Below are 12994 nucleotides of genomic sequence, written 5' to 3'. Positions count from 1 at the left end.
ATGAAAGATAATAAACAGATACTAGCAGAGAAACTGGCATTGGCTAAATTAGGTGGTGGTCAAGCACGTATTGATAAACAGCACGCCAAAGGAAAGTTGACTGCTCGTGAACGTGTTCATTTTTTGTTAGATGATGGCTCATTTGAAGAAATGGGCGCTTTGGTTACACACCGTACCAAAGATTTCGGTATGGAAAAACAAGTTTTCTATGGTGACGGAGTGATAACAGGTTACGGAACTATTAACGGAAGACAAGTTTGCGTTTTTGCACAAGATTTCACAGTTTTTGGTGGTGCGCTTTCTGAAACCCATGCCGAAAAAATTTGTAAAATAATGGATATGGCTATGAAAATAGGTGTGCCTATGATTGGTTTAAATGATAGTGGTGGTGCTCGAATTCAAGAAGGGGTTCGTTCATTAGGCGGCTACGCTGATATTTTTCATAAGAACGTAATGGCATCGGGAGTAATTCCGCAGATTTCTGCTATAATGGGACCTTGTGCCGGTGGTGCAGTTTACTCGCCTGCAATGACCGATTTTACCTTAATGGTAGAGAACTCTAGTTATATGTTTGTTACAGGTCCGAATGTGGTAAAAACGGTAACCAATGAAGAGGTGACGTCAGAAGAGCTTGGTGGTGCGTTGACCCATGCGACCAAGTCTGGAGTTACACATTTAACGGCTGCTAACGATATTCAATGTATCAATCAGATTAAACAGATGATTATCTATATACCTCAAAACTGCGAAGATAAACCATCAGATTTGCCATTTGAGTTAGGTAATGAGGTTCGCGATGTATTAGAAGATATTGTTCCTGAGAATGCAAATCAGCCTTACGATATGCGTCACGTAATCAACGGAATTATCGATGAAGATACCTTCTTTGAAATTCATGAAGCATATGCCGACAACATCGTTGTAGGTTTTGCAAGACTTGGAGGTAAAAGTATTGGCATTGTTGCCAATCAGCCTATTAGTTTGGCTGGTGTTTTAGATGTTGATAGTTCTAAAAAGGCAGCACGTTTTACTCGTTTTTGCGATTGTTTCAATATTCCGCTTTTAGTTTTGGTAGATGTTCCAGGATTTTTACCCGGTACTGATCAAGAATGGAACGGGATTATAACTAACGGCGCAAAATTATTATATGCTCTTAGTGAAGCAACGGTGCCTAAAGTAACCGTAATTACTAGAAAAGCGTACGGTGGTGCTTATGATGTAATGAACTCTAAACATATTGGAGCGGATTTAAATTATGCTTGGCCAGGTGCAGAAATTGCAGTGATGGGAGCAAAGGGAGCAAGTGAAATTATTTTTAAGAAAGAAATAAGTGCAGCTGATGATCCTGTGGCGAAATTGGCTGAAAAAGAAGCAGAATATGCAGAATTATTTGCTAACCCATATAGCGCTGCACAAAGAGGGTTTATAGATGAAGTAATTCAACCAAAAGACACCAGAAGAAAACTTATAAAAGCATATACAATGCTCGAGAATAAAGTAGCTACTTTACCAAAGAAGAAGCATGGTAATATTCCGTTGTAATGTTCGACTTTTAAAAGCGCATACCTATTTATTTTAAGAAGTCCCGCAACGTTACACCATAAAAGAAGAATCCCTAACGATAAGGCTGGTTTTGATCTCAACGGTTTTTGTGATTACATCATTGGTAGGGTTTTCAAGTTCTTGAATTAAAAAACGTACTGCCGTTCTACCTATTTTATCACCTGGTTGATCTACTGTGGTTAAAGCGGGACTCACGATGGTGGAGTTAATGGAGTTGCTAAAACCTACTACAGCTATTTCTTCGGGTATTTTTACCTTGAACTTATGTAGTGCCTTTATTGCGCCGATGGCAGCATTATCTGTTATTGCGAAAATAGCATCAGGGCGCTTCTTCATGCTTAATAGAATATTGGTCAATCGTCTTCCGTTTCCTAAAGAAATATCCTCTGTGCTTAAAATAAGTTTATCACGCACGGGTATACCATATTGGTTTAAGGCTCTTAAATAACCAGCATACCTTTTTTCAGAATTATAAGAATTCTCTGTTTCCTTAATGATAGCAATACGCTGTTTACCCAGTTCAATTAAATGCTCAACGGCATTAAATGCAGCTTCCTCTTCATTTATTACAACTTGTGTACAGGGTATTTTACTAGAGACCTTATCGAACAACACGATTGGTATGCGATTTAATATTTTTAATATTTCTTCAACATTGGTTGTCTTTCTAGACAAAGACATCAATACACCATCTACACCAAATTGGGTCATGGTATTCAGCATCTCCACCTGTTTTACTTCATTATTGTTAGATTCTGAAATAATAACACGATATCCGCGTAGCTCGGCTTCCTCTAAAATTCCCTTCAAAATAGTTGAGGTAAACAAATGAGATATGTTCGGTACAATTACACCAAGTATATGAGTTTCACGCGAGCGAAAGCCTCTAGCAAATAAATTGGGTACATAATTCATTTGCTTAGCGAGCTTTCTAACCCGCTCTTTAGTGCCTTGGCTAATATCGGGGTGATCGTTGAGTGCCCTAGAAACTGTGGAAATTGATAGACTCAATTCTTTAGATAACTCTTTTAATGTGGTATTTCTCTTTTTGCTCATAATTGAAAATCAGTGAATTATGATGATTTTATCAGAAATACAATACTACAAAATAAATTGCAAACGTTTGTGCAAACGTTTGCATAGAAAATTCGTTAATATTTGGTTAACAGAATGCTATATTCATATAATTTGGTCTCATAATCAACGATTTGATAATTTAAATCGACTCAACTTAAAAAAAACTCAAACATTATGAAGAAAATTATTTTTGCGGTAATCGGACTTCTTATCAGTGCAGGCTCCTTTGCACAGACCGATATTTCAGGAACCGTAACAGACAATTCAGGAGAGCCAATTCCCGGTGCTAACATTTTAATTACAGGTAGTACATCGGGTACAACATCAGATTTTGATGGTAATTTTACTTTTTCAACAGACCTTACCGGTGCTCAAATATTACGTGTATCATATATAGGGTTTACATCTGTTGACAAATCATTAGATTTAAACGGTACGGCACAAACTGTAAATGTTGTGTTGCAAGAAGGTGGTCAGCAACTTGATGAAGTTGTTTTAACAGCTTCTAGTACATTTCGTTCTCAAAAGCAGGCTCCTTTATCTATTAGCTCTGTTAAAATGAAAGAAATTACTAAGCTTTCTGCTAATAGTCAGGCAGATATTCTTAGAAGTGTACCTGGTATTACCGCTGAAGGTGGTGGTGGTGAAACGGCAAGTAACATATTCGTTAGAGGTTTACCTTCTGGTGGTCAGTATGTTTTTAACCCTTTACAGTATGACGGTATGCCTTTAATTAGTTCTTTCGGACTAAATTCTTCTGCGCATGATGTGTATGCAAGACCAGATATAGGTTTTAAAGGTGTTGAATTTGTTCGTGGTGGTGCAGCTGTATTATATGGTGCTGGTTCTGTTGCCGGTATTATCAACTACACAAGTAAAACGGGTGATACAAACCCTGGTAACATTATTAATATTGAAGTTGCCAACCAAGGTAGAATTAAAACAGATTTCTATTCTGGTGGTCAACTAGGTGGCGAAGATTCTAATACGTACTATGCTTTTACAGGTTTTGTACGTCATGATAGAGGTCCTATAGACGTGGGTCTTCCAACTAAAGGTGTTCAATTTAGAGGTAATATTAAAAAGAAATTCGATAACGGTTCTTTTACTTTAAGCGGACAGTTTATTGACGATAAGGCACAATTTTATCTTCCTATACCTCTAAGTGGTGGTGGTAGAGAGCGTATAAACGGTAATGATGGTAACCCAGTTGAACAATTGTTATCTGGTGACTTAGCGAATACTTCATTCAATACTCCTGGTGGAACATATAATAGTCCGATTGCAGATGGTGTTGCAACTACAGGTGGTTACATTATGGGAGATTTCAATTACAGATTTGACGATGATCTTAAATTGACTTCTAAGATTAAATATGCTAACTACAAACACAATTTCGCATTATATGTTGGTGGTAACGGTAATAACGGAAACCCTATCACTTTAGATAATTATGTAGAAAGTATTGCTCCTGGTAACTTAGGGTATACTGCTGCTTACCAAAGTGGATCAGGTTCTCAAATTAATGGTAATGATTTAGTAATCGATAATTTACATGTAGATCGTTTACGCCCAATGACAGATTACTCTGGTGAGATCAACCTTACAAAATCTATTGAAACGGCAAACGGCGGTAACCATAACATTACTGTTGGTTCTTATATCGCTCGTACAGAGGCTGAAGATGTTAACTATCAGTACAGAGTATTGACAGAATTCAACAATAACCCACAATTGGTAAACTTAAATTATACCGATGCTGGTGGCGATAATGTAGTGTATTCGCAAGGCGGACTTTATAACCGTATTGGTCAGACGGCTAATAACTTTCTTTCTCAAAATAGAGTGGCATTATATGTTACAGATGAGATGATTTTAGACAGATGGCGTTTTGATGTTGGTTTCAGATGGGAACATACAGATGGTATCAACAGTCGTGGTGGTATTATGAGCGAAAACGTTTATTCTACTCCAGATATTACTACAGAACTTAGTGATGTACAAACTGCAGATGGTTCTTTCTTAAGAACAGAAGTAAATGCGAGTGCTTGGGCATTGTCTTTAGCTGGTTTATATGAGTTAACTGAAACAACCAACCTATATGCTAACTTCTCTAAAGGATATTTCTTTCCACAATTAAGAGGTTTTGCTCCGGTACCTGGTATTTCTGAAAGTCCTTACGATGCTGAAAATATTATTCAATTTGAAGCTGGTGCCAAATTCGGTAACGAGAAATTCTCAGGATCTGTTGCAGGGTACTATGTAGGTCTTAAAGATCGTGTATCTATTCGCCAAGCAATTGTAGGTGGTCAATTAATAGATGAAACAAGAGCAGAGCAAAATACAAGAACAATAGGTATTGAAGCTACTGGAGATTATTCTATTGCACAATACTTAAATCTTCGTGGTAATGTAACATATCAAGATCATGAGATTACAAAAAATACCGATTTCGATTTAGTAAATGGTACTTCTACAGAAGCTAATGTTGGTAACGAATTGGCAAGACAGCCAAACTTATTAGGCGGATTAGGATTGTATTATGATAATGCTGCTTTCGATGCAAATTTCGGATTCAACTACACTGGTGCAAAATTTACAGATGATACCAATAATATAGAATTAGATGCCATAACAATTGGCAGATTAGGTGCAGGTTATACATTTTCAAAAGAAGATAACAACCATTCGGTTCGTTTAGGGGTGTCAGTTTTCAACCTATTCGATAGTGATGGTATCACAGAAGGTAATCCTAGAGCAGGTTCAGCTGGTCAAACAGAATCTCAATTTTTTGTTGGTAGACCAATTTTACCTAGAAGATTGTTTGTTACGGCAACCTTCAATTTCTAAAAAGTATTTGTTGTTAGTTTAAGTTTAATTGATGAACACATTGGTCGTTGAAGAATTGCCAATGTGTTTTTTTTACTCGATAATCGAGAATTAAATGCTCCGACGCATGCGTCGAAATAGTAATTATGTTTTCAATTTAATGCCTCGCGGGCTTGTCCCGAGGTTATTTACTAGATAATATGAACGAAGAATTATATAAAAAAGCAATTGCAGTTTTAGATGCAAATTTTCAAGAAGGTGGTTTTACTATACCTAGTGCAGGTTTATATCCTTTTCAATGGAAGTGGGATTCTGGATTTATTGCTATAGGTTTTGCTCATTACGATGTTGAAAAGGCAAAAACTGAAATGAGAACTTTGCTAGATGCGCAATGGGGTAATGGTTTTATACCACATATCGTTTTTCATACAGAGAACGATTCTTATTTTCCAGGGGCAGATTTTCATCAATCTGAATTGCATCCCTTGTCCTCCAAAAAATATAGGTCTACAGGTATGACCCAGCCGCCGGTAACAGGTTTTGTGCTACAAGAAATGTATCGTATTGCAGAAGATAAGCAAGATATGCTCAACTACATCAAAGAGGATATCGATAAAGTTTTTGAAAATCATGTGTATTTCTATGAAAATAGAGACCCTCAAAATGAAGGTTTGGTATACATCTATCACAACTGGGAATCTGGTACAGATAACTCCCCTGTTTGGGATGATATCTGGAAAACCATGAATCCGCCAGAATATACTTTTGTTCGAAAAGATACTACCCATGTAGACGCTTCTCAGCGTCCGACTAAAAGAGAGTATGATCACTATTTACATATCATAGATATTGCTAAGCAAAACAATTATGATGATGCCAAAATAGCAGAGCTTTCCCCGTTTTTGGTTCAAGATCCCTTGTTTAATGCAATGCTGATAAAATCTAACCAAGCATTAATTGAATTATATGAAATAATTGGTGGCAATGAAGAAAAAATTAAGACCATCTTAAAATGGCAAGCTAAAAGTATAAAAAGCTTTAATGAAAAGTTATTTGATGCTGAATTAGGTGCTTATGTACACTACGATTTAAGAAATGAAAAGCCTATTCGTCATATAACATCTTCTTCTTTTTCACCATTATTCGCAAACATTCCTTCTCCAGAAAGAGCTGAAATTTTAGTTAAAACAATGATGGATAAATTCGGTGGAGACGATAAATACCTATGTGCTTCTTTTGATCCTACAAACGATCGATTTAATCCTAAAAAATACTGGAGAGGTCCCGTTTGGATCAATATGAACTGGATGCTTTTTCTAGGACTTAAGAATTACGGATTTACTGATGTTGCCGCACGTATGAAGCAAGATAGCATAGAGCTAATCGAGAAATATGGCTTCTACGAATACTTTGATTGTAGAAAAGACACTGGTGAAGATAATACGCCTGGTTATGGTGGAAATAATTTTTCTTGGAGTGCCGCTTTGTTTATCGATATGGTAAATACGCCATAGTGCTTTGTTATAAATTGATTTAAAGATTTAAAAATGAACTACATTGATTATTTTTTAATCGGATTTTACATAATGGGTATTTTAGGAGTAGGTCTCTTGATTAAAAAAAATAAAAACTAGGATATGAATTACGTTGATTATATTATTATTGTCGTTTACCTAGTGGGTTTTTTAGGCTTGGGCTTCATGTTCAAGGATAATAACACAGGTGGAGATTATTTTTTAGGTGGTCGTAAAACATCATGGTTGCCTTTAAGTTTGTCTGCAATGGCTACCCAATTATCTGCTATTAGCTTTATTTCTGCACCTGCATTCGTTGGTCTAAAAGAAGGTGGTGGTATGCAATGGCTTACCTATGAATTAGGTGTACCCTTGGCAATGGCATTTTTATTAATTGCAGTGCTGCCAACGTTATATAAGTCAGGTATTGTTAGTGTTTATGAATACTTAGAAACACGATTCGATGCTTCTTCTCGATTACTAATAAGCTTTGTTTTTCAAATTAGTAGATCGGTAGCTACAGGGGTTATGGTCTATACCATGGCGTTAATTTTACAAGCTACTATCGGTTTAGAGTTTTGGATTTCTATTCTAATTATTGGTCTTATAACCATGGTTTATTCTTTTCAAGGCGGAATGAAAGCGGTAATCTGGGGAGATGTCATTCAAATGAGTATCCTATTTATCGGTATTATCATTTGTTTGTATTTCGGATTTAGTGAACTCGGCGGAGTAGATAATTTTCTAGCTCATGTAGATACCGATAGAATTACTGCGGTTGATTTCAGTAAATGGGGTTTCAATAATGCCGATGGAAATGATGAATTCGGATTTTGGCCTATGGTCATTGGTGGATTTTTTCTTTACGCTTCTTATTACGGTACAGATCAAACGCAATCGCAACGATTGTTGTCATCTAGTAGTATGCCGAACCTGAAAAAGTTGATGATGGCGAACGGACTCCTTCGTTTTCCTTTTACATTGACCTATTGTATTATGGGTCTTGTGTTGGGTACATTATTATTGCAAGATGTAACTTTTCAAGAGCAGATGGAAACGGTGTATCAAGCAAATATTGGCTCTCTAGCAGGTAAAAAAGCAGATTTAATGGTGCCGGTTTTTATCATAAAATACCTTCCTAATGGAGTGATAGGTATATTGATAGTCGCTATAATGTCCGCAGCAATGTCTACGTTGAGTTCTACAGTGAATTCTTTATCTGCGGTAACTATGGAAGATTTTGTAAAAAGATTCAATCCAAACATGCCCGATAAAAAATATATGACCTACTCAAAATTACTATCTATTTTTTGGGGTCTGGTATGTCTGTTCTTTGCATTTTTTGCAGGTAATATAGAAGGTACGGTTATAGAAGTAATTAATAAAATTAGTTCTGTCTTTTACGGACCTATTTTAGCAGCTTTTATTTTGGCAATTCTTACTAAAAGAACACATGCACTTGGTGCCAATATCGGTATCGTAGTAGGGGTGTTGTTCAATATTTATTTATGGTTATACGTGCCACAAATATTTTGGTTCTGGTGGAATGCTTTAGGTTGTTTGGTAACAATTCTAGTTGCTCTTGCTGTGAGTTATACCGTAAAAAGAAAAGTGAACGAAGGTTTAGAGGTTACCTATTACTCTGGTAAAAAAGAGGTGGCAATATTATTAGGGTATTTTGTAATCATTGTATTGTTCAGTATTTCATTACCTAATATTTTGAATTAAAAATATGCCGATGAAATTCGTAATAGCTCCCGACAAGTTTAAAGGTTCCTTAACCGGATTCGAATTTTGCGATGCGGTAGAAGAGGGTATAAAAATGGTTTTTAAAGATGCTGAAATTATAAAAAGACCTTTGGCTGATGGTGGCGATGGTACCATGGAAGTCGCTAAACATTATATAAAAGGAGAAACGGTTACTGTAACCGTAAACGACCCGCTTTTTAGACCCATTAATGCTTCTTATTTATATTCTGATGAAACCAAAATAGCCTACATAGAAATGGCTGAAGCATCAGGATTAAAACTGCTGAATGTTGAGGAGTTTAATTGCATGGAAACTACCACATCTGGTACAGGGGAACTTATTTATGATGCATTAGAGAAAGGAGCGACAGAAATAATTTTAGGTATCGGTGGTAGTGCTACCAACGACGGTGGTATGGGTATGGCAAATGCTTTAGGTTATCGTTTTCTAGATAAAAACAATCAAGAACTATGTCCTATTGGTAAGAACCTCAATAAGGTGAAATCAATAGTTGATTCTAATAAGCATAATCGCCTTGATAGTATAACTGTTAAGGTTGCCTGCGATGTTACCAATCCGTTTTATGGATTACAAGGTGCCGCCTATATTTATGGAGCACAAAAGGGAGCTTCTGAAAATGAGATTATTTTACTGAATCAAGGTTTATGCAATTTTGCCGACATAATTAAAAATCGGTATCAAATCGATTTACAAAAAGTAAGTGGCGCCGGTGCAGCTGGTGGTGTTGGTGGTGGCGCACTTGTTTTTCTAAATGGCGAATTAATTTCAGGTAATAACTTAGTAAAAGAACTAGCAGATTTTGATAACGCCATAAAAGATGCAGACTGGATTATAACTGGCGAAGGTCAGCTAGATGAACAAACCCTTTCTGGTAAGACTATTGACGGAGTTGTTACTTCGGCATCCTCCAAAAATATACCTGTTGCAGCCTTGTGCGGCTCGGTAAGTATAAGCGTAGTACAGCAGAAAAAATTCGGACTAGCCTATGTTTCTTCAATAGTAAGAGGTGTTTCTACTTTAAGCGAGGCGATGGAAAATAGCAGGGAAAATCTTGTCAATGCTTCGTATAATTTTGCGAGGTTATTGAGGTGATAATTACCCTTTATTACAAAAATCGAAGATTAGCATAACTTTAATTAATCTATTTAATTTAGGTCAACATTGCTCACCGTAATTTCCTTAACCACATGTATTGGCTTACCGTAAGAAGTGAATCCGTTTAAAATAACCTCATAGGTTCCTTCTAAGTCAGAAGTAAAAAACTCAAAATCATAAGAGCTATCTTGAATATTTAAATTCGGGTTCCAGTATATCATTCTTCTGTAATCAGGTATTCTATTAAAAGAATTGTCTTCTGGCTGATATGTTTGTACGAAGTAATTCTTTTTAACCATAGGTTGGTCGAATGGTACTATTAAACTGTTTTTAGCAGTATAGGTTTCAAGGAAATCGCCGTCAATAGTTTCTATAGCGATAATACCTTGATATTCTTTTGTGCCTAAACGAAATTGGTCTCTCGTTAAACTTATTTTTTCAATCTTTCGAGCGTCATAGGTTCTAATTTGTTCGTGGTTGGGTATGAAAACTCCGTCAATTAAAACAATAGCAGGGAAGTCGTTATATTCTTCTTTGTAAGATTTAAAATCTTGTCCTATTCTTATGTAAGCATCATTTGTGTTTGCTTTTCTAAATCCAGCAAATTGTACCACTTCAGCCAAAGTTTCTTCAAGGGTTGGGAAACGAGTATACTCATCAAGAATAATTACTTCGGGTATTCCTCCATTAAATATATCTATTGGGTTGCTTTGCAAGATAGAATCGGGTTTTGAACCAAAGAATTGATTCTCTAGTTGGTTTAAAACGCTTCTATTTTTAATGTATTCAGCTTGTTCTTTTGATAATGAAAAATCTGAAAATGTCAACTCGGTTAAATCAATATTTCGTGGCTCGCCTTTTTCAATTGTATATGTTTCTTCTTGATCCTCAATCTGAATAATTGCCCTAGGGTCTTTACGGTCTTTACGGAAATAAGCGTAAAAATTTCCGTTTTGGTCTGTTTTAGAGAACTTCAATAGAGATTCTTTACCAGGTATAGAAATGGTAACGGGTATGTTTTCAGCAGGTGTGCCTGACGTACTATTTTTTACAGTACCATAAAAAAGTTCTCCTCGTTGTTCGGGTAGAAAAATGCTATCACCTATGGTTTGTTTTATTTCTTTATCTGCATTAAAATATGATTTGCCATAAGCTATAGAACTCATCGCTGTGGTGGTAGCTATTTCTTCTTTTCTTTTTACTTTAATAGTATAAGAGCCATGACCCAAAGTGCCCTTATAATTTTTAATATTGAGGTTGACTTTCTCTCTTGGTGTATAGGTAGTTTTATTTGTTGAAAGTGTGATTATTGATGAATCTGAAATGGAATTGGTTTTTGAAGATGTTGCAGATAAACCTAAGTCAGGGTTGTTCAATAAGACAGACTGATCAGCCAAATACGGATTAATGATGATAATATCATCTTTAAAAACTTGAGATAAACCAGCGTTTTTCATCCATTGGGTATAACCTAAAAGTTTATATCTACCAGAGGGTATGTCTGTTGACACAAAGAAATCGCCATAACCTTGTCCTTTTTCTAATTTTACTTTATGCTCAAAAACAAACTCTTTAGTTTCGTTTACGAGGGCTACATATCCAATTTTGCTAACGTCTGTAAGGTTATTAGTTTGTGCATTGAAGCAATGTATAGCATAGTATAAATACTCACCAGATAGCACTAAAGGACCATTATGATCTATATAAGCTTTCTCTTGAGGCACCTTTTTTAGGTTCATTAGTTCAGAGCCATCTTTGATTACATATTGAGCATGACCAAGACCGGAAATGAAAACGAGAAGTAAAGTAAGTATTTGTGTTGTTTTCATAATTTTTATTTATTCTACCCAAAAGTCAGGTTTTACATTACCACCTAAAACCGTACAGTCTCCGCAAACTCTAGGTACAAATATGTGGGGTCCGCCGCATACAACGTCATTCACATTTGGTTTTACGTAACTAATTAAATTGAGGTCTATTTGTTGAATAACCGACTGAGGACACGGATTTGGACCTCTTGGACCAGAGAAACAAAAAGATACATGAGATTCTGGTGCGGTCAATTCTCTACAATTAAAAGGATATGGCGGTAACTCTTCTTCAGGATAAAAATCTGTATAATTAAAAAACACTCTGTTTCTAGATACAGATAGCACATCAAAAAAACCGATTACAGTTCCTTGACCACCATCATCTGAAGAAAGATTGCCTTGTAAAAAACCAGGTTGTACTTGAGAAAAGATGCTACCTGTTTGGCTAAAATTATTTAATTGATCATAGAAACTAAAAGAAGCAGCGCTTGATACTAATTGTTCGATTTCAACACTATATCTGTGGCTAATAATGAAGTTCTGTTGATCTATGAACCTGACCATAAACTTTTTAATATTACTGCCTAAATTGCTTTGTTGCGCTTGAATAATGGTGTTGGAAAGATTGTTGCCATAACAAACTTGTTGTTCTTCTTCTCGTTCTACAATTTCTAAATCATAGGTAACTAAGGGCAGGGCACATGGTTCATAATTAGTGAGTTTAAAAGCTTCTGGAGTCCAATTTGGTGCAATAACTTTATAAGTTTCATCATAGGTATAGCGTAAGTTTTGCACATTGCCAGATGCTACTGTATTGTCAACAAAAATACCAATACCTTGTGCTCCAGATTCACTAGTTGTTTTTTCTGCATAAATGTTAGAAATACTTGCTAGGCCTTCAATTTGCATCTTAGTTGAAGAATACCTTTTACCATCAGATGTGCTTATACTCAACTGGTAAGTGTTGTCTATTTCGGCTGCAAATTCGAGGTCTGATTCATAAATACCTGCACTTGTTTCATTAAATGAGTATGTAGTTCCATTATCACTCTCAATAGATACGGTCGCATTAGTTTCATAACGTACCAAATCTCTATTGATATCTCGTATTGGGGTATACGGACTATAAACAGAATCGATACCTAAATCTACTATGGTGTCCATTCTGCTTAAGGTTACTTTGTGGTTTTTTATTTCATTGGTCAGCGTAGCTTCCACAATTAGAATTTTTAGAACTTCATCATCTGACTCAATGCCAAGGTCAACCTCCTCAATACAAGAAATGAAGGCGGAAATGCAAATTATAAATAGAATAAACTTTTTCATTACTAATG

8 protein-coding genes are annotated in these 12994 nt (G+C 35.9%); 5 read left to right on the top strand and 3 right to left on the bottom strand.

Going from position 1 to position 12994, the window contains the following annotated elements; all coding sequences use genetic code 11:
- Positions 1–1542: an acyl-CoA carboxylase subunit beta gene (locus QSV08_RS14710; RefSeq protein ID WP_324024364.1), complete on the top strand. Its 1542-nt coding sequence runs from the start codon at positions 1–3 to the stop codon at positions 1540–1542.
- Positions 1543–1593: 51 nt separating this feature from the next.
- Here the strand turns inward: QSV08_RS14710 and QSV08_RS14705 are convergent, their stop codons facing one another.
- Positions 1594–2619: a LacI family DNA-binding transcriptional regulator gene (locus tag QSV08_RS14705; protein ID WP_324024362.1), complete on the bottom strand. Its 1026-nt coding sequence runs from the start codon at positions 2617–2619 to the stop codon at positions 1594–1596.
- A 195-nt stretch (positions 2620–2814) separates the two neighbouring features.
- Between QSV08_RS14705 and QSV08_RS14700 the strand changes: the two genes are divergently transcribed.
- The 4 genes from QSV08_RS14700 (at position 2815) to QSV08_RS14685 (ending at position 9846) form a co-directional block, all read left to right on the top strand.
- The gene (locus QSV08_RS14700) at positions 2815–5490 is read left to right on the top strand and encodes a TonB-dependent receptor (protein WP_324024360.1); all 2676 of its coding nucleotides are present in this window, start codon (positions 2815–2817) and stop codon (positions 5488–5490) included.
- 179 nt (positions 5491–5669) lie between these two features.
- The gene (locus tag QSV08_RS14695; RefSeq protein ID WP_324024358.1) at positions 5670–6983 is read left to right on the top strand and encodes an amylo-alpha-1,6-glucosidase; all 1314 of its coding nucleotides are present in this window, start codon (positions 5670–5672) and stop codon (positions 6981–6983) included.
- Between the two features lie 123 nt (positions 6984–7106).
- Positions 7107–8711 (top strand): sodium:solute symporter, encoded by a 1605-nt coding sequence (locus tag QSV08_RS14690; protein ID WP_324024354.1) that lies wholly within the window; start codon positions 7107–7109, stop codon positions 8709–8711.
- Between the two features lie 10 nt (positions 8712–8721).
- A complete protein-coding gene (locus QSV08_RS14685) occupies positions 8722–9846 on the top strand; it encodes a glycerate kinase (protein ID WP_324024352.1) in 1125 nt (374 codons plus the stop codon).
- 53 nt (positions 9847–9899) lie between these two features.
- On the opposite strand, the gene QSV08_RS14680 is transcribed toward QSV08_RS14685, so the two are convergent.
- Positions 9900–11678, bottom strand: a complete 1779-nt coding sequence (locus tag QSV08_RS14680; protein WP_324024349.1) for a hypothetical protein — start codon at positions 11676–11678, stop codon at positions 9900–9902.
- Positions 11679–11687: 9 nt separating this feature from the next.
- Positions 11688–12986 (bottom strand): DUF4249 domain-containing protein, encoded by a 1299-nt coding sequence (locus tag QSV08_RS14675; RefSeq protein WP_324024346.1) that lies wholly within the window; start codon positions 12984–12986, stop codon positions 11688–11690.
- Between the last annotated feature and the right edge of the window lie 8 nt (positions 12987–12994).

This window comes from Maribacter sp. BPC-D8 (genome assembly GCF_035207705.1).
GTDB lineage: Bacteria > Bacteroidota > Bacteroidia > Flavobacteriales > Flavobacteriaceae > Maribacter.
This window is presented reverse-complemented; position numbering and strand designations above follow the sequence as displayed.